Origin of the sequence: Paenibacillus germinis (genome assembly GCF_013141785.1) — a bacterium.
In the GTDB taxonomy this organism is placed as follows: Bacteria; Bacillota; Bacilli; order Paenibacillales; family NBRC-103111; genus Paenibacillus_E; species Paenibacillus_E phytorum.
The window spans coordinates 17,709-36,735 of the sequence record NZ_WHOC01000028.1; the positions used below are offsets into that span (position 1 = coordinate 17,709).

Consider the following 19,027-nt stretch of genomic DNA (forward strand, 5'->3'; position numbering starts at 1 on the left):
TCTCTTATAAGATGGTACTCTTAAGTCATCTGAAAGAAGGGGAAATCCGAAAATGAAAATTTCTAAGAAAGAGCTTGCCCTTCGTCTCGGGATCTCACGTACAGCTGTATCACTGGTACTTAACAATTCACCGGTCAGCACCATCTCTAATGAGACAAGACGAATGATTCTAAAAGCTGCCAAAGAAGCGGGATATGATATTCCCGAGGCAAGCCGCAAAATCTGTTATATTCTGTACAACCGGGAAGCACGCGACCCGCGTTATATGGTTGAACTAAAAAGCATCGAAAATGCGGCAAGTCATTTCGATTATTCACTGCTTTTCAAAAATGTGGGAGCGTCACATGAAGAGCACCTGAGATTGGAAGAATTTCTACAAAGTAATGAAGCGCATGGCTATGTTGTGACTGGTGACCTTGATGATGCAATGCTTGATTTATTGGAGAAAACGGGGGTACCTTTTCTGTTGTATGGCGGTACGATACGTGACAACACGAATGTTGTCACGTTCGATCATAAGAAAGTGAATTACCTGGCGACACGTTACTTAATCGATCACGGACATCACCGTATTGCGTTTCTAGTCGGACCACTCGAGTACCCGGTCCACCGTGACAATCTCGAGGGATATAAGGAAGCCCTGCTTGAATCAGGTATCCCTTTCGACAAATCGTTAGTCCAGATTAGTCCGGTTGAGGATGGTTATGAGTTATGCCGTCAGATGAGTGTGCTAGAGATCGACTATACGGCCGTTGTGTGTGCGAATACGATCATCCAATATTCGGCGCTACAATACTTGAGAGAGCATGGAGTGAGGGTTCCGGAACAAGTAAGCCTGATTGGGAACGGTTACACCGAATTAGTGACTATTAGCAAGCCTGTACTTACGACTGTTTATGGGGACCCGGCGGATATAGAAAATGTCGTGTATCGGCTGATGGATATCATTAGAAAAAAGACCAAACAGCCTGAAGTCCTATACATGACCAAAATGATTGTTGTTGAAGGCGGGACTGTAGGAACTTACAAATAATAATCGGGGCAAGGGGAGAAGAACTGGTTATGAACATTACATTTTTGGGCACGGGAGCGGCTGAAGGAATTCCATCGCCTTTTTGTAATTGCGGCACTTGCCAACACGCCAGGGAGCAGGGAGGGCGTAACGTTCGAAGACGTCAGTGCTTTCTGATCAACGACGATCTGCTTCTTGATGTGGGACCGGACTTATTTGCGTCCTGTGCCCAATTCGGCATTTCTCTTGTTGAGTTGCGTTATATGTTGGTGACTCATAATCATTTGGATCATTTTACGCCCTCGAATTTACAGCTTCGGGCTAAACCGTTCCGGCTTTCCACCGAGTTGCCGGATTTGGCGATGGTGGCTGGACCTTCTGTACTCGCGACATGGGATCTTTCGGGCGGAAGAGACAGTGATGCAGGGATCCGAAGAATTCCTTTTTTACCTGGACGTTCTGTAAGTTTGTCGCCTTATAAGGTTCGTTCTATTGAAGCGACGCACAATCTTAGAATAGGGGACGCGATGAATTATATCATCGATGATGGTCGGGTCAAAATCTTGATCGCTTCGGATACCGGTATTTATGACGAGTCGATCTGGGAGCAGTTGGCGAATGAAGCTTTCGACACCGTTATTATGGAAGCGACGTTACTGAACCATACTCCAGGGAAAGAACATTTGAACCTTCAGGATTTCCGTATCATGCTCGATAGAATGCGTCAAACCAAAGTTGTCAGGGAGAATACCGTCATTGTAGCATCCCATTTCTCCCATCAAAGTGTTGGTTCCCATGACGAAACTGACCGTGTACTTGCGGAAATCGGAGTGACCTGTGCGTTTGATGGTATGAAAATAACAGTGGGCTCCCATGAAAATTAATGCTGTATCGAGCCGATTCCTGAAGAGGTTAAAGTTGCTGTGAAACAGCATTCAGGTGAACAGGCTTTCGTAGAAAGTGGTAAAATAAGCGGGCGCTGATGAAGCTGTATCATGAGTTTTATAAGGCGAAACGGTAAGGGATATGAATCGGATACTTCATTTATTTGGACCCTGTGCAAGTAATGGTCCATATCGAGAAAGCCAGTAAATACTATACGATGGGCGAGTAACGATTAAAGCCTTAGATGACGTCTCGTTAGATATTGATCATGGAGAGTCGTGGCTATTATGGGACCGTCAGGCTCCGGCAAATCCACGCTGATGAACATTATAGGGTGTTTGGATATTGTAGATAAAGGTATCTATGACCTGGATGGTCAAGCAATAAACGTGCTCAAGGATTCTGGGCTTGCTGAGATTCGTAATCAGAAGATTGGCTTCGTTTTTCAAAGCTTTAACTTGCTGCCGAGATTAAGTGCCTATGAGAATGTGGAGTTGCCTTTGATTTATCGGGGAATGAGCAAAAAGGAAAGAGCGCCACTCGTTTTGCATGCTCTAAAATCGGTGGACTTGCTGGATCGCAAGAAGCATTTTCCATCAGAGCTATATGGTGGACAGCAGCAGCGTGTTGCTATTGCGCGAACATTGGCAGGAAATCCAGCAATCATTTTGGTGGATGAACCTACGGGAGCGTTAGTTTCGAAGACAGGTGTGGAGATTTTAAATATTTTAAAGAGTTTACATGCACAAGGTCGGACGATTATTTTGATTACGCATGACACATTGATTGCGAAGCAGGCGAAATGGATTGTGCGGTTTCGGGATGGGCGGTTCCAGGGGGAAGTGTAGTGTGATAAGACCGGAACCCCATGAGGAATATGGGATTCCGGCTTAAATGGTAACAGTATTTTTTAAAATCGATAAGTTCTTCGGTAAGCCGAAGGGCTTATTTTTAGTTTAGCGGTGAAAATCCGACTTAGATAAAAGCCGTTTTGGTATCCGCATTGCTCAGCGATATGGTCGATTGTATGGTCTGTGTCGATCAGTAATGACCTTGCTCTCTGGAGTCGAAGTAAGGTTACATATTCAATTGGAGAGTATCTGTATGCAGCTTGAAATCGGCGGGATAGTTGAGAATTACTGATGCCAAGTTTTTCAGCCAAGAGCTGCATGCTTAATTTCGCTCCAAAAGCGTGCTGATTTAGATAAGCCATGGCATGAACGGTGAGAGGGTCTTGTTTATCTTGGGACTGTTGTTGAGCTAATTTCTGTTCTCTGGCACTCACAAGCAGTAAATCATTAATTAAATGGTTTGCAAATTCATGGTGGTCTTCTAAGGGTTCCTCGGCGATTTGTCTGAAGTAGCTGAAAGTTGAAGAAAGGCGTTGAAAGTTTCTGATTAAAACTTTGCCTTTTGCGTATTCTCCATCCATTGTAAATTCAATGAAATAAAAAGAGACAGGCTCCAAAACCTTTCTTTTTAAGACGACATGAGGTGGGCAAATAACGAGATCACCAAATCCAGCTTCGTTATACACAGGCTCTTTAAGTACCGCTGTTTCTTCTTCGAGAGAGAATTGAAATCGACCGGACTCCACGGCAAGAATGACCCATCCTTCATAAACATCTTCCTCCAGTAAAAATTCTTTTCTATGCGCCGTATAATAACACCTTGTGAGGCTGATTTTGTTCATATCTGCTCACTACTTTCTATTATGAAATGCAAAAAAGTATATAAAATATAAAAAAGTAATGTATGTTAAACATAAATCATCAGGAGTATCATAAGAAACGAGAGATCATTTAAGTGAAATAATTATATGATTTCCAAAAAAAAATGTAAAGGGGATTAGGGGATGAAAAGGATAAACATTCTTTCTAATGAGCAAATTCAGAGCTACAAGGACAAGGGGTATCTCGTACTGCGTAATGTATTTAGCGAACAGGAGGCTAAGGTGCTGCAAGCAGAATGTGATAAGCTGCTCACATTGAGTCAATATACGGATATCCATAATATCCGAGCAGGGCATAAGCGTTATGCGAACGGAGAAGTTAAGATCGAGCGTTTAGATCCCGTCCATGACATTTCCGCGGTATTTGATGATTTGGTTCGAGATGACCGTATTTTGGCACCCTTGCGTGATATTTATTTGGATGAACCGCTATTGTTTAAAGATAAATTGATTTTTAAGCTGCCTGGAGCAACCGGTTATGCGATGCATCAGGATGCTGCTTGGTGGCAGGGCTTTCCAATAGAAGGACTTATCAGTGTGATGGTGGCAATAGACGGAGCGACAGTGGTTAATGGTGGGCTTGAACTATTCCCGGGTTACCATCATCACCTTCGTTCCGATAAAGGAGAATTACGAGGCATGAATGCCAAGGAGATGGCTGAAATTGATCTCAAAACTGGGGAGATTGTGGAAACCAATCCTGGTGATATGATTCTGTTTCACTCTTTTACACCGCATCAAAGTAGTGTAAATACATCAGAACACAGCCGTAAACAGCTGTATTTGACCTACTCGCCCGCTAAGAATGGGCAGTTGTACAACGCGCATTATCAGCATTTTCAACGGTATTCCTTGCTGGACAAGGATAAGAGTCATTACTATTTCCTATAGTGCCATCGCAATCGTATATTATGAAATCCATATCATAACTCCGCATTATTGTCATAGATTTCGCGTTCTTGTCTGGTTGCGAGGGCTTGCGGTATATCCATATAATTAAGATATACCAGAGGAGAATTGAGGTGCACCTTGGCAAGGATAACTGAACAGCACATGCTAGGAGCTATTGATATGGGATTGGCACCTAGTAGAAAGAATAACCTGTCGAAAAGAATCATTCAACATTGGGATCTCTATATGCTCATAGCAATTCCTTTGCTGGTTTTGCTAGTTTACAGCTACGTCCCTATGGTTGGAGTAGCACTCGCTTTTAAAAATTATAAAGTTTTCGATGGCTTTATGGCTAGCAAATGGGTGGGATTGGATAATTTTAGGGTACTTTTCTCAGACCCGAAATTTTTGAGTGTTCTGGGTAACACGCTTCTAATCAATTTGTACAAATTGATTTTTCAATTTCCGCTGCCCATTATATTGGCATTGCTGCTCAATGAGGTGAGGAAAGGGTTTGTGAAGCGAATAACACAGACACTGACCTATCTTCCTCACTTTCTTTCATGGGTTGTGATCGCTGGGGTTTTCGTCGATATATTGTCGCCAAGCACGGGGATTGTCAACTCGCTGCTTCGCTCTCTCGGCATATCGCCGATTCAGTTTCTCGGAGATGAGGGGTTTTTCCGCAGTGTGCTGGTAACCTCAACCGCATGGAAGGAAACAGGGTGGAGTGCTATCATTTATCTAGCGGCTCTTACCTCGATTGATCCGGAACTTTATGCAGCAGCTGAAGTAGATGGAGCCGGAAAACTGAAGCAAATCTGGCATATTACACTTCCCGGAATCGCAAGTACAATCGTATTCATTATCATACTTCGCATATCTCAAATGTTGGGTAGCGATACAGAGCAAGTATTGTTATTCTATAATCCACTTGTCTATAAAGTGGGCGATGTTATTGGTACCTTTGTGTACAGAGAAGGCATACTTAATGCCAGCTACAGCTATACAACTGCTGTCGGGCTATTTACTTCCGTTATTGGCTTCACGTTGTTGATCATTGCGAACAAGGTCAGCAGCAAATACTCCAACCGTGGAATCTGGTAGCTGAAAAGAGGGATTCAACGCATGTTTGACAAAAGAATGTCTAATGGAGAAAAGGTATTTACCGTCTTTAATTACTGCTTATTAATCGCAATAAGTTTAATATGTTTACTGCCCTATGTCACTTTATTTGCGAAGTCGGTTAGTGACGAGACCTATGTGATTAGCGGACAGGTTAGCTTGTGGCCGAAGGGTTTTCAATTCGATGCTTATAAAGCTTTAATTTCAGCAATTGACTTTCGCACTGCTTTCCGAAACAGCATAATCGTCACAATTGTAGGCACGTTGGTGCAAGTGTTTTTTACCGCGTGTGTTGGGTATGCCATTTCCAGAAAGCAATTACCTGGACACAAGTTGATCAATATCATGTATGTGTTTACGATGATGTTTAATGGCGGCTTGGTTCCAACCTATTTGATCATTAAGGAAACTGGCTTAATGAATAATTTACTCGTACTCATTATTCCAGGTATGGTAAGTGTGTTTAACCTAATTCTGATTCGCAACTATTTTGAATCGCTACCGTCTAGCCTTGAAGAATCGGCAAGAATAGACGGAGCTGGAAATCTAACCGTGCTGTTCCGTATCATTCTCCCGTTATCTAAACCATTACTTGCAACTATCGCGATTTTTTCGGCCGTTAGTATTTGGAACAGTTACATGGACCCGCTCATGTATCTAACAAAAAAGAATGTCTTGGTGTTACCCTTATTTTTGCAAAATGTCATTTCTGCCGCCACCCAGAATGGTACAGATAATTCGGAGGTACTTGCCCATATTGCCTCAGAAACGTTCAGAGCTACTGCGATCTTTATTTCCTCGTTGCCCATCTTGCTTGTATATCCTTTCTTGCAAAAATATTTTGTAACTGGATTGACGCTAGGCGCTGTTAAACAATAATAGTTAATTGGGGGAATGAAAAATGAAAAGGGGTTTCACTTACACAAAGGTTTTGTCTGTTCTGTTAGCGCTTACACTGGTGTTGCTTACCGCTTGCAGCCAAACAAAAGAGACAACAGGAGAGAAAGGTACTACAGCTACAGCTGCAGCTACAGATAAAGAGACGAACGCTGTTGCAACGCCCAAGCTCGATAAAAACGCCAAAATTCGCATTGCAGTTCCAAGCAATAGTGGAGTCAAAGGCTTCGAACAAGGCGCAAGTGAAAGTGATAACCAGTTTTTAAACGCAATTAAAGAGAAAACAGGCTATAAAAATGTAGAGTGGACAATTATTCCAGCGGCAAGCCAGCTTGATAAATACAATTTGATGTTTGCATCAGGTGATGTATTCGATCTTATTTATACGAATGATTTGACGATCTTCAAGAGATTCAGTGCACAAGGTGCGCTCACCCCCGTCGAACCTCTGGTCAAACAGTTTGGCAATGAGATAGAAAAGCATGTAACTGATAACGCATGGGCTGCTGTAACCCTAGACGGGGCAAAGCTTGCCATACCGGCTTCACCCTTTCAAAAATATAAAGACCAGGATTTAGGAAGCGGTTTCTTGGTCAGACAGGATTGGGTGGATAAGCTAGGCTTGTCGGCTCCGAAAAATCTCGATGACTTGTATACGTTTCTAAAAACAATCAAGGATAAGGATCCTAGTGGCAAAGGTACAATTCCATATGTAGCTTCTGGTGGAAACAATGGGAATCCATTGGACGGTTTAGATGTAATTACAGGTGCATTTGGTTTATCCGGCTTAAACAACCTTGCTGTGCCGTTCATTGTCAAGGACGGGAAGTTGATTGATGCACAAGATGCCTATTTAAAAGATATGCTCACGTACTTGGCTAAGCTGTACAAAGAAGGGCTTATAGACAACGAATATTTGTTCAACAAATCGCAGCAGGTTGCGGAGAAAATATCATCAGGTAAAGCAGCTTCCGGATACTTTGGCTATTATGAGCCTAATGGGTTCCGTCCTGCGTTGGTCAAATCAGACCCGAATGCCAAGCTCATGTATATGCCGCCAGTTGAGGGTAAAGACGGACAAAAGGGCTATATCATTCCTGCACCAGTATCCAACTATTATATGGTTCCGAAGAATGCAAAAAATAAAAATGAAGCGATAGATTTACTGAATACATATCTGAAGGACAAAGATTTACAATTATTCATCAACTATGGTAAAGAAGGAGTTCATTACAATAAGGATGCGAGCGGTAATTTAGTGCCTATCAAACCTATTTATGATCAAATTATTTATAAATTATATTATAGAATGTGGACGACTCCAGAAATCTGGCTGCCCAATGCGATACTCGCAGGCCTCAATCCAGACATGAATTCCTATGTGACAGCTGGACCACATGATACTGTGTTCAATATTAATTACTATAGACCGCAGACGGATGCGGAGCTATCCAAAGGCAGAGCGCTGATGGATCTACGTAATGAGTATGTATCCAAAATCATTAATGGGGCGCTCCCCATCAGTGCAGTAGATGAATATTTCAAAAAAGCGGATGCAAACGGCAGACAGGAAGTCATCAATGCCTCCCAGGATTGGTTTACTAAAACTGGCAAAGCACTCTATAGCAATCTTACTAAAAAATAAGCGGTCGTAAATTTTAAGTATAGGGAGGGCATAGGCTCCCCTATACTTTTTTGTGAGTAGATAAGAAAGTATAAGTTTTATACTTTTGCTTCGCATCTACCTTGACAAACGCGCTCGTCCCAGGAGGACGACGGAGTCGTTTGTCCTTGTATGAACGAGAAATCTTATGATCAAAATAACTGTATATGAAATGGTCAATCTAATGTATTGTTTTATGAAAAGTCGAGAACACTCGTTACTTTTGTGATGGGATGAATTGGCGGTTTTTATCTTTTAAAAAACGAACATATGTGCCATAATGATTCAAGGAGGCGAATGCTGATGATCCAAAAAGCGTTTCAGTTTCGAATCTACCCAAGCCCAGAGCAAATGTCATTGATCCAAAAAACGTTGGGCTGTGTTCGCTTTGTCTTTAATTTTTTTTAGCCAAACAACAGCAGAAAGATGCGTATTGGCATCTTGCCCAAGACATGAAACAAAGCGGTCAGCTTTCATCCAACGAATGGAAAAGTTCCTGTTTCAATAAGTTCGAATCCATCAAAGCCGTCCGTATGATGAAGCAACACTATCCTTTTCTCAAGGAAGTGGATAGCATCTCTCTACAAAAATCCGTAGAAAACCTAAATGATGCGTACACTCGTTACTACAAAAAGCAGAATAATGGACCTCATTACAAAAGTAAACGAAATCCTGTACAGTCCTACACGACCAAGCAAACGAACGGAAACATTGAGGTGCTGGACAATTGCATTAAACTGCCTAAATTAAGTTGGGTTCGTTTTGCCAAGAGTCGTGAAGTGGAAGGTCGAATTATCAACGCAACGATTCGGCGAAATGCCGCAGGCAAATATTTTGTTTCGATTCTTTGTGAAACGGACGTACAGCCGTTGCCGAAGAACGATAATGCCATAGGCATTGATCTTGGTATCAAAACCTTTGCAGTTTGCTCCGATGGTCAGACGCAAAAGGCGAAACTTCATATTGCTCGTATTCATGAGCGAATTGCAAACTCCCGCAAAGATTTCTTGCATAAACTGTCAACGAAGCTGAATCGTGAAAACCAAACGATCTGCTTAGAAGACTTGCAAGTAAAAAACTTAATGAAAAATCATAAAATGGCAAAATCCATTGCCGAAGTGTCATGGGCGATGTTTCGCACCATTTTGACGTATAAATCGGAATGGTACGGGCGCAACCTTTCTTTTGTTGCGAAAAACTTCCCATCCAGTCAGCTTTGTCATGTCTGCAGAACCCGCAATCCAAACGTGAAGCATTTGGCATTGCGAGCATGGACATGTTCGAAGTGCGGGACGCAACATGATCGTGATGATAATGCAAGTCAGAACATTAAACAAGAAGGCATTCGCTTGCTAATAGGATAATGTAATAGCCGTAGGAAATACGGATTACGCTTGGTACTCTTCTCCGCGGTAGCAGAGACAATCCAAGAATCATGCGAATTTATTCGTGTGAGTTTTCAATAGCACCTCAAACTATTGGAGGTTGATTTATGCACAAATTACTGCTTGTCGATGATGATTATATTACCAGAGAAGGTTTAAGGGATTTAATAGACTGGAAAAGTTTGGGGATTATAATTGCCGGTGAAGCCGAGGATGGTGCAGAAGCCTTGAGGATCGCTCAGACGATCGTTCCGGATTTAGTCATAACCGATGTTGTCATGCCAGGCATGGATGGTATTAAGCTTGTAGAGGCGCTGAAAATCGAACACCCTGATCTAATGGTCATTATGATTAGTGCACATCAAGATATCCAATATGTGAAAGCCTCGATAAAATTGGATGCAATTGATTATTTGTTAAAGCCTTTCAATCGTGAAGAGATGATGCAGGTTGTTGGCAAAGTAATCGGTAGACTGGAAAAGGAACGCGAGTATAAACGGCTTAAGGACGATATCAGCCATTATTATGTGGACAGTACTGCACCTACAGAGCTTACGATAATTATTGATTTAAGAGAGCGTATCGTTAAGCTGACCGGCAGCGGAATGACTGAAACACTAATCGACGAGTTAAAGCAGTTTTTTGCATCCATTAGGCTCTACAAAATGGACAGTATACTGATTCTGACCATCCTTTGCAGTGAGCTTCTTGTCAAAGCTTTTCGTTCTGCAGCTGCCATCATCGGACATGAAGCGGCCAAAGAGATGCAGGATTCACTGCGGCAATTTAGAATGATGCAGAGCGGCACCCAGATAGAAACATTTGTATTCGATAAGCTTCTTCTCATCGAACAAATCGTCAATGAATCGCGCAACAATAAATCGCGTAAGGTAATTCGCAGTGTTGAGGCGATTATACGGAAGAGCTACAATCAAAACCTAACGATTCAACAACTTGCGGAAGAGGTATATATGTCTGCTGGCCATCTTCAGGGGTTATTTAAAAAAGAAACGGGTCAAACGATTAATGAATATATCACGATGGTGAGACTTGAGAAGGCTCAGGAGTTACTACGTGATCCCGCAATTAAAATATACGAAGTAGCTAATCTAGTCGGATATCAGGATACTTATTATTTTACGAAAATATTTAAAAAGCTGGTGGGTGTTATTCCTGTACAATTTCGGGAGCGTGGCTGATGAGAAAATTAGCGGATGTACTGAGCGGATTCTATTACAATCTCAATTTGCGCACGAAACTAGTCTTCTCCTATTTAATTCTGATTATTGTTCCGGTTTTCTTGCTGGTTTATTTCACCTATACAACGATCCACAAGTCGGTTGTGGAGCAAACTGGAAACGCGTATCTAGAAGCGCTGAAGCAAGCGGAGAAGAATGTAGCATTTGGACTTGACGTGGGTTATGTTATCGCAGATTTGGCACAAAGTAATTATGATATTCAAAAAGTATTGCAAACTGTAGCCGAACGTCAACTGACTTCGGCCGAAGTCATCGATTTCTTCAATGTGCTCAACAAAAACGTTACCAATTATGAAGGGAAAAGAAATGTACTCAAGGTGAGCTTTTTTATGAAGGGCAATCCGGCATTCCTATCAGCAAATCCGAATTTTTTCAGTGTAGGGGAGCTTGAAAAGGATTCTGCATTAAAGCCATTGCTGAATGAGAGCAAGAAGCAAGCTTGGTTTCATGCTGATGTGATTCAGCACTTACAATTAGCTCAAGCAGACGAGGTGCTCTTTATTAAAGAAATTCACGATATCAACCATTTCCAACAAATCCTTGGTTATGTGATGATTGAGTTTGATTCGAAGTTCATTTGGGATATTCTTAACGATCTAAGGCTTCCTGATGGAGCAGAAACGTTAGTGCACACAGGTGGTGTAAGGATCGGAGTAAAGCATCTCCCCTTGGGTGATGTCAAGTTGGAACAGCAGTTTTTGTCCTCGTTGCCCATCCGTCAGGAAGGGATCACCCATTTCGGTCCAGGTATAGGTACTTATTATGCAGTGAATAGCAAGTTGAGCGGGTTGGACTGGAATATATCTCTACTGATGACCGAGCGGCATTTAGGAATGAATAGTAGATCCATTCAAAATTTCATGTTCGCCTTGGCTGCATTCGTTTCTATTCTTGCCATAATTACTGCTTTTTTCATTTCAGGCTCTATTACTAAGCGCCTAAAGAAGCTTATTCGTTTAATAAGACTTGCCGATGGAGGACAATTTGAAACGGAAACAAATATTCGTGGTAATGATGAGTATTCTCGATTGCAGCGTTCTTTTAACCAGATGAGTATGACTACCAAAGCATTAATAGAAGAAGTGTATCAGGTGAAAATTAGCAAGCAGGAGACAGAAATGAAGCTGCTGTATGCGCAGATCAATCCACATTTTCTATACAACACGCTTGATATCATCCAATGGAGTGCCCTACGCATTGATGCGAAGGAAATTGCAGAAATTACTGAATCTCTGGCCAAGTTCCTTCGGCTCAGTCTAAACGAGGGCAAAGAGCATATAAGACTGTCCGAGGAAGTAGAAGAGGTCAACCGTTATATGCACATTATCAATTATCGTTATCGCGGAGCAATCCGGTTTGAGACCGATATCGAAGAGGGGATTGCGGACGTTGTGATTATCAAGATGATTCTGCAGCCTTTAGTTGAGAACGCTGTCATTCATGGTATTAGACCTAAACCAGGTAAGGCGGGTACCATCACGGTTAGGGCATCTCAGCAGGGGGAATTTGTATATTTGGAGGTAAGTGATGATGGTATCGGAATGACAGAAGAGCAATTGAAGGGGGTTTTAGAAATAGAAACTCGCGGTTATGGCGTGAAAAGTGTAAATCAACGAATCCAGGTCCATTATGGGGAGGAATGTGGTCTGCAGTTTTTCAGCCAGCCAGGATCAGGTTGTCGAGCGGTAGCGAAACTTAAGCCTCAGTTGCTAGCTATCCCACCATCACAATCACCATCATACTCGTAATCGTAAATACAGATGCACCGTCATAGTAAGAGCCATGGGATAACTCCGTATTTTTGTCGTACATATCGCGTTTCTGTCCTGTTGTGCGAGCTTCGTGCATTTCCTTATAATGAGTACCATACCACTTGAGAATGGAGGTGTATCTCGGGTTAAATGAATGGCATTTAGGTTTTCTAAATAGATTTAGCAGCACTTGCATCTCGGTAAAACTTAAAATGTAAGCGCTAACAAATGAGGTGATTTATCGAATTCTTGTGGGATTGAAGAACCGCAGCAGAAAGAAAAAGCTTGAGAGTGGGTGTTTTATGCTGGATTCAGTAGAAACAACAATTTATTGGAGGTGTAGGTATGGCGAATAGAATATTTCCGGATTTAGTTGGAAGATACCGCTTGCTCAAAATATCGATATGTTTGATGCTTCTAATGTCTGCTACCTTACTTGCTGCGTGCTTTATGGTCGTACCGTCAGCATATGCGGACAATGAGACGGATAATTTCACAAATACGGCAACATGGTACCGTGATTTCGCTCCGGGCATTATCAACTCGAGTGAAGGAACAATTGAACTGACGGCACGCATTGATAAGCCCTATTCGGAGTTTGGTAACGATTACGACTTCTTATTTCGTCTTATTCCCGAGCAGAGTGGACCAGGGTTCACATTAATCAACGCCCATATTCCTCCACCGATCTCGAAGCCGACGGGTTCGACATATGATCAGCCGCTTACCTTTTTCGTCAAAAACGGGGAAGCAACCAATGGCGCGTTCGCCTATGCGCAGCCGAATCAGTTGAACTATGTCGTCGGCCAGCCATTTAATCTTGCCTTCACATGGAAAATGGGAGCTGGCGGTTACGCAGCCATCTACAAGGACGGTGTCTTGCTAACCAGCTCGCCGACCACGGTTAATGCTGTGTTGGAGAAATTCATGCCTTATGAATTTATGATAGAGAGGGGAGCCCCTTATAACATTACCAATGTGAAAATTTCCACTCGGGCGCTAGCGGCTAATGAATTGGAGCATAGCACTAGCACCTTTACCCATGGTGTGGACACGGCCCTGCTGGCGGATGCCACACTGGGGCAGCCCATTCAATCGCAGAAATTTATTACCCCGTGGCATACTTCCTCCCAGTACAGCGTCGTCAAACCTGCATTCCGAAATGAGAAAGAAGTATTCTACCAAAATGAAGCGGCCGTTTATCCAGTTATGACAGTGAATTATGGAAGTACGGCGAAGACATATACGGTCAGTATCAAAGCGACGGATCCATCTGGCAATGTGGTGTTCACCGAACCGAAGATCATTACTGTACCAGCGGACGGCACCTATCGTATGGAGGAGTTGACTCTGCCGCAGTTAAACAGCCAAGTGGGCTTCTGGTATTTGGAAACGACGGTAAGCTCAACTTTCGCTGATCCCATCGTTTATAAAAGTGGTATTTCCAAAGTACCAACGAACGACACTACCGTCGCTGATGGCAATTATGCGACTTATTATGGGACGCACTCTAGTTACAGCTACGACATTTCCCCATGGAAGAAAATCAATACGAACGCTACCCGTACTTGGGATGACGCCAGGGTTTTCCTATGGAATAAAATCGAGCCAACGAAGGGACATTTTACATGGGAGCATGCGGATCAATATGTGAAAGCGACCACGGATGCCGGCATGGATGTATTGGCTGTTATGGGCTATCCTTCCAACTGGGCATCGACAAGGCCCCCAGTTAGTGAGATACCTACTGACGGTTATCCCTCCTCCCTCCAATACCCAGCAGATCGTTGGGTTTCCAAAGATATTCAAGATCAGAATGGAGTCCCGGGCAATGGTGCAGATTGGACTAATTACGTCTACCAGACGATGAAACGTTATGCGGGCAAAGTGAAATATTACGAAATCGTAAATGAGGTAAACTTTCATCCACCTTACCTCGCTGCTGGTTTCTCAGGGACAAAGGAACAATATTTCTTGATGCTAAAGATCGCTCATGAACAGGCTCAGAAGGTGAAAACAGAGTATTTGGCAGAAACGGGAAACAATCTGGAACTGTATGTCACGACGAGCGGGTTCACCTCGGTTTCTGGTACTGCCGCCGACCGCCAAATGACGATTGATGCGTTGCAAGAACCTTATGTCGGTTACTACGACTTCTATAATGTACATGGGTATCAAGGTACCAATTATATCCCGGATATACTCACCGCTTACGCTCAGGCGAAGATCACTCACCCGAATTTGAAGCTGTGGCAAGGCGAGTTCTTTCCTCTTGGCGAGATTTATCCAACCATGACATCGAAATTATATGGTACGGTTCAGAAATATATGGAATTTCTGTCGGCGGGCTTCTCGAAATTTTTCACTATGGGTGTTCCCAATGCGGATACGTTCGTCACAAGGTTTTCGCAGTCTCCAACGGAAATTTTTCAGACGACGGCCGTCATGCAAAATCAGATCAGGAAGGCGGATCAGTATTTAGGATCGTATTCTGGTTTCCCTGGAGAGAATTTTCTGACGGTTAATCATTATTTGCACCGCACGGACGGGAACTACCTCAGCATCCTGTCTGCGGACAGCCAGTTGCTCAACATTAACGTAACGAACAGTAATAAAATCATCCGTGTAATAGACAACTATGGGAATCCGGTATCAGTGGATTCCAACGGTAAAATCGTGAAGAAGAACACGGTCTTTGTCGTCAGCAGCGAGCCGCTTGCTATCGGCAGTGTTACCGGGGATGTGCCGCTTACGATTATCCGTAACGGAGATATCGAGAAGCTGTCGGGTGATCCGATCGGAGGGCCAGCTGCCGTTACCATCGATAATTGGGGCATGGGCGCAGGCGTTTACGGGACAAATGCCTATGTGAACAAAACCAGCCCGTATCAGGGTGTGAATGCTGTGGAATTTAATTCGACGGGAGCAGCGGGAAATCGTACTTATATGTACCAGACGTTCACCGTCACGAATCCGGGTACCTATGCACTCTCCGCATTTATCAAGAAGGTGGAGGGCGGAGCGGACGTTCAACCCGAACTTAACATTTGGGCCGGGAATAGCGATCATCAGTTGGCTCCAGTAACCCTTAGCAGCCAGTATGCTTATTATGCAAAGACGTATACCGTGACTCAACCGTTGGATATTACCGTCAATATAGGTATTCTGTCAGGTGCTGGGAAAGTGGTATTCGACAATGTTTCTTTCGATCCTGTACCGGATAATGTCGAGATCGTAATGGATAATTCAGATGCGACGGGAGTGACGTTTACCGGCACCACCAACGTCTGGGACAATACGAGAACGAATAGCGGGGCAAACAAAGGAAATTTCGCACTCAATACGAGCAAGGAAGGCAAATCAAGCGTCATCTACACGCCGTTCATTCCTCTAGCCGGGATGTACGATGTATACGAATGGCATCATTCAACGACCGGCACGACGGACGCGCCGTTTACGATCAATCACGGAGCGGGTTCTACGATCGTGAAGGTGAATCAATCGACGAACGGAAATAAGTGGAACAAGATCGGCAGCTTTCCTTTCAATATGGGCTCAACGGGCAGCGTTGTCCTGACCAACGGCTTTACCTCCGGCAACTTTATGCTGGCGGATGGGATTAAGTTTGTTCGGACTGGCAGCCTGCCACCTGTTTTCGCAAATGGCAATTTTGAGTCAAAATCGGGCGACTCACTTGGCGGACCGTCGTCCGTTACATTTGACAACTGGAGCATGGGCTCAGGTGTATATGGGACGAATGCCTATGTGAACACAAACAATCCGTATCAGGGTGGGGCTGCGGCAGAGTTTAATTCAGCAGGGGTACCCGGCGGTCGAACCGATCTCATTCAGAAATTTACGGTACTTCAGCCAGGAACGTATTCGCTGTCCGCTTACATTAAGAAGCTGTCCGGCGGGTCGGACGTTCAGGCGGAGCTTAATGTGTGGGACGGGGTGAGCGATCATCAGATGGTGCCGATCGCGCTGACCGATCAATATGCTTATTATGCCAATACGTTCGTCGTAACGCAGCCGATGGAGATCACCATCAAGACCGGTATCCTTTCGGGCTTGGGGAAAGTCTTATTCGACAACGTGTCGTTCGACCTCATACCGGACAATGTTGAGATCGCGATGGACAATTCAGATGCGACAGGCGTCAAATTTACGGGATCAACTTGGGATAATACGAGAATCAATACCGGTGCTAATAAAGGGGATTTCGCGTTAAATGCGAGCAAGAACGGCAATGCAAGCGCAATTTACACCCCACTCATTCCGATCAGCGGTATATATGATGTGTATGAGTGGCATCATTCGACGGCCGGAACGACGGATGCACCATTCACCATTAATGGGGCTGCAGGTTCCACCGTTGTGAAGGTGAATCAATCGATAAATGGCGGTAAATGGAACAAGATCGGCAGCTCCCCTTTTCTTGCGGGTTCATCGGGAAGCGTCGTCATCACAAACGGGTTTACCACTAGTAACTTTATACTAGCAGATGGAATCAAATTTGTTCGAATAGGGGCAAACGTGCCGGTACAAAGCATAATGGTCACGGGAAATCCTTCGGCTGTCGTACTGAAAGGCGCTGCCCTACCTATGATCGCGGCGATACTGCCGGTTAACGCTACCAATAAGGCGGTCGTTTGGAGCGTCGTTGACGGAACAGGCAAGGCGGTGATCGATTCCGCGACCGGTATCTTGACAGGCGTGGAGACCGGTATGGTTACGGTTAATGCTGCAGCGGCCGACGGTTCAGGTGTAAAAGGCCAACTGCAGGTGAATGTAATCACGCTGGATCATGTGACACTGACAGCTAGTAAACCCATCATGAAGAGCGGGGATCAGTCGACCTTGACTGTCATCGGCATTATGAGCAATGGATCGCAGGCTGACCTCAGTACAGCAAGCCTTAACTTCTCTAGTGATCGTGCGATAGCTACGGTGGACGCACAAGGGATCGTAACAGCGACTGCTTCAGGTGAGGGGACCGTTCATGTTAAAGCGACCGCAACGCTCGGCGGAACAAGCGCGGAGGCTAGCGTGGCAATCCTAGTAGACAATACCAAGCCAACAACTGTTGCCACAGTAAGTCCTTCTGCTCCGAATGGCAGTAATGGATGGTACACGAGGGATGTTATCATTACGTTAAATGCGGAAGACAACCTTTCCGGTATTAATAAGACGGAATACAGGATTGGAGAAAGCGGCGACTGGATCGCCTATACGGCTCCGTTCACGTTAGGAAATGAAGGAGTAAATGAGGTGCAGTACCGTTCAATTGACCAAGCGGGAAACGTTGAAGAGCAACACACAATCAACGTACAAATTGACAAGACTCCTCCAGCGGATGCAATATTGACGCCCGATATTACAACTCCAACCAATACCAATGTAACCCTAACGATTACTTACCCGGCTGACGCAGTGGTGAAGGAATACAAAATGGGCGAAAGCGGCACATGGACGGCTTATATGAATCCCGTAGTTGTTTCTGTGAATGCGTCGGTATATGCAAGAGGAAAGGATGCTGCAGGCAACCTATCCAAGATAATCGGCTATGCAGTAGGAAATATCGATAACGTTATTCCAACAGCTACGGTGGTTTATAGCAGCACAACGCCTACTACGCAAAATGTTGTCGCAACCCTGATACCAAGCAAACCGATCACGATCACGAATAACGTTTATTCAAGCAATTATACGTTCTACTTTAATGGCAACTTTACCTTCGAGTTTGTGGATGCAGTTGGCAACAAAGGGACATTAACAGCTGTTGTGAACAACATTGTATCGAAGAGTAAGGCAAAACCAGGAAAACCTGTTCTTACCAATAACAATGGGTACGATACAGGGATTAACGATGGAACGTACAATGTAATGATGAACTTGTGGTATGGAGAAAATGGGAGGCTTTATAAGCTTTATGAGAACGATGTGTTGATCGATACACAAATCCTATCGGACAACACACCTAATGCACAAACGGCGGTAACCGCTATAAGCGGTAAGGCAAATGGCACCTATCATTACTATGTTGAGCTTACTAATGCCTACGGTACAACGAGAAGTGATGTTTTGACCGTAACCGTTACACAAGCGGCACCGGCTGTACCCGTTTTGTCCAACGATAACTGGGATGGCGACGGCAATTATAAAGTCACGATGAACTTGTGGTGGGGTACGAATGGAAGAACCTATCGTTTGTATGAAAACAATGTTCTTATCGATACACAAACCATTGCAGATCATTCGCCATCCGCTCAATCTACAGTGACGAATATCACAAATAAAGGGGCAGGTGTTTACGTGTATTACGCTGAACTGGTTAATTATGCTGGAATCACATCGAGCGAAAAAATGATGGTAAACGTAACTGCTAGACAGTAACCATTCGAGACGAAGTAGCTGAACCGCCCGC

The 19,027-nt window shown here is 44.0% G+C and carries 11 protein-coding genes and 1 pseudogene; 11 read left to right on the forward strand and 1 reads right to left on the reverse strand.

Translation table 11 applies throughout. The annotated features are described in order from the left end of the window. Positions 1–52 precede the first annotated feature (52 nt). The 3 genes from GC102_RS06055 (at position 53) to GC102_RS06065 (ending at position 2,745) form a co-directional block, all read left to right on the forward strand. The gene (locus GC102_RS06055) at positions 53–1,033 is read left to right on the forward strand and encodes a LacI family DNA-binding transcriptional regulator (RefSeq protein WP_171688655.1); all 981 of its coding nucleotides are present in this window, start codon (positions 53–55) and stop codon (positions 1,031–1,033) included. A 29-nt stretch (positions 1,034–1,062) separates the two neighbouring features. After that, entirely contained in the window at positions 1,063–1,896 is an 834-nt protein-coding gene (locus GC102_RS06060) for an MBL fold metallo-hydrolase (protein WP_171688656.1), read from the forward strand. A gap of 288 nt (positions 1,897–2,184) precedes the next feature. After that, on the forward strand, positions 2,185–2,745 hold the full coding sequence (locus GC102_RS06065) for an ABC transporter ATP-binding protein (protein WP_171688657.1): 561 nt from the start codon (positions 2,185–2,187) through the stop codon (positions 2,743–2,745). A gap of 62 nt (positions 2,746–2,807) precedes the next feature. Here the strand turns inward: GC102_RS06065 and GC102_RS06070 are convergent, their stop codons facing one another. Further along, positions 2,808–3,590 (reverse strand): helix-turn-helix domain-containing protein, encoded by a 783-nt coding sequence (locus tag GC102_RS06070; protein WP_171688658.1) that lies wholly within the window; start codon positions 3,588–3,590, stop codon positions 2,808–2,810. A 162-nt stretch (positions 3,591–3,752) separates the two neighbouring features. Between GC102_RS06070 and GC102_RS06075 the strand changes: the two genes are divergently transcribed. The 8 genes and pseudogenes from GC102_RS06075 to GC102_RS06110 all read left to right on the forward strand — a co-directional run bounded on the left by GC102_RS06075 (position 3,753) and on the right by GC102_RS06110 (position 18,996). After that, the gene (locus GC102_RS06075; protein ID WP_171688659.1) at positions 3,753–4,520 is read left to right on the forward strand and encodes a phytanoyl-CoA dioxygenase family protein; all 768 of its coding nucleotides are present in this window, start codon (positions 3,753–3,755) and stop codon (positions 4,518–4,520) included. A gap of 180 nt (positions 4,521–4,700) precedes the next feature. Further along, positions 4,701–5,627, forward strand: a complete 927-nt coding sequence (locus tag GC102_RS06080) for an ABC transporter permease (RefSeq protein ID WP_246320753.1) — start codon at positions 4,701–4,703, stop codon at positions 5,625–5,627. 21 nt (positions 5,628–5,648) lie between these two features. Further along, entirely contained in the window at positions 5,649–6,524 is an 876-nt protein-coding gene (locus GC102_RS06085) for a carbohydrate ABC transporter permease (RefSeq protein WP_171688660.1), read from the forward strand. Between the two features lie 22 nt (positions 6,525–6,546). Further along, positions 6,547–8,187, forward strand: coding sequence for an extracellular solute-binding protein (locus GC102_RS06090; protein ID WP_171688661.1), 1,641 nt, complete (start codon positions 6,547–6,549; stop codon positions 8,185–8,187). A 318-nt stretch (positions 8,188–8,505) separates the two neighbouring features. Continuing rightward, positions 8,506–9,569: pseudogene (locus GC102_RS06095) on the forward strand (RNA-guided endonuclease TnpB family protein). Between the two features lie 128 nt (positions 9,570–9,697). Next, positions 9,698–10,789, forward strand: coding sequence for a response regulator transcription factor (locus GC102_RS06100; RefSeq protein ID WP_171688662.1), 1,092 nt, complete (start codon positions 9,698–9,700; stop codon positions 10,787–10,789). Further along, entirely contained in the window at positions 10,789–12,597 is a 1,809-nt protein-coding gene (locus GC102_RS06105; RefSeq protein ID WP_171688663.1) for a sensor histidine kinase, read from the forward strand. The genes GC102_RS06100 and GC102_RS06105 overlap by 1 nt, the downstream gene beginning before the upstream one ends. Before the next feature lie 348 nt (positions 12,598–12,945). After that, positions 12,946–18,996 (forward strand): golvesin C-terminal-like domain-containing protein, encoded by a 6,051-nt coding sequence (locus tag GC102_RS06110; RefSeq protein WP_171688664.1) that lies wholly within the window; start codon positions 12,946–12,948, stop codon positions 18,994–18,996. Positions 18,997–19,027 lie beyond the last annotated feature (31 nt).

Coding starts and splice junctions, on each gene's coding strand:
- GC102_RS06105 (WP_171688663.1), top strand. CDS start 10,789: ATGAGAAAATTAGCGGATGTACTGAGCGGATTCTATTACAATCTCAAT.
- GC102_RS06060 (WP_171688656.1), top strand. CDS start 1,063: ATGAACATTACATTTTTGGGCACGGGAGCGGCTGAAGGAATTCCATCG.
- GC102_RS06085 (WP_171688660.1), top strand. CDS start 5,649: ATGTTTGACAAAAGAATGTCTAATGGAGAAAAGGTATTTACCGTCTTT.
- GC102_RS06090 (WP_171688661.1), top strand. CDS start 6,547: ATGAAAAGGGGTTTCACTTACACAAAGGTTTTGTCTGTTCTGTTAGCG.
- GC102_RS06110 (WP_171688664.1), top strand. CDS start 12,946: ATGGCGAATAGAATATTTCCGGATTTAGTTGGAAGATACCGCTTGCTC.
- GC102_RS06080 (WP_246320753.1), top strand. CDS start 4,701: ATGGGATTGGCACCTAGTAGAAAGAATAACCTGTCGAAAAGAATCATT.
- GC102_RS06075 (WP_171688659.1), top strand. CDS start 3,753: ATGAAAAGGATAAACATTCTTTCTAATGAGCAAATTCAGAGCTACAAG.
- GC102_RS06055 (WP_171688655.1), top strand. CDS start 53: ATGAAAATTTCTAAGAAAGAGCTTGCCCTTCGTCTCGGGATCTCACGT.
- GC102_RS06065 (WP_171688657.1), top strand. CDS start 2,185: ATGGGACCGTCAGGCTCCGGCAAATCCACGCTGATGAACATTATAGGG.
- GC102_RS06100 (WP_171688662.1), top strand. CDS start 9,698: ATGCACAAATTACTGCTTGTCGATGATGATTATATTACCAGAGAAGGT.
- GC102_RS06070 (WP_171688658.1), bottom strand. CDS start 3,590: ATGAACAAAATCAGCCTCACAAGGTGTTATTATACGGCGCATAGAAAA.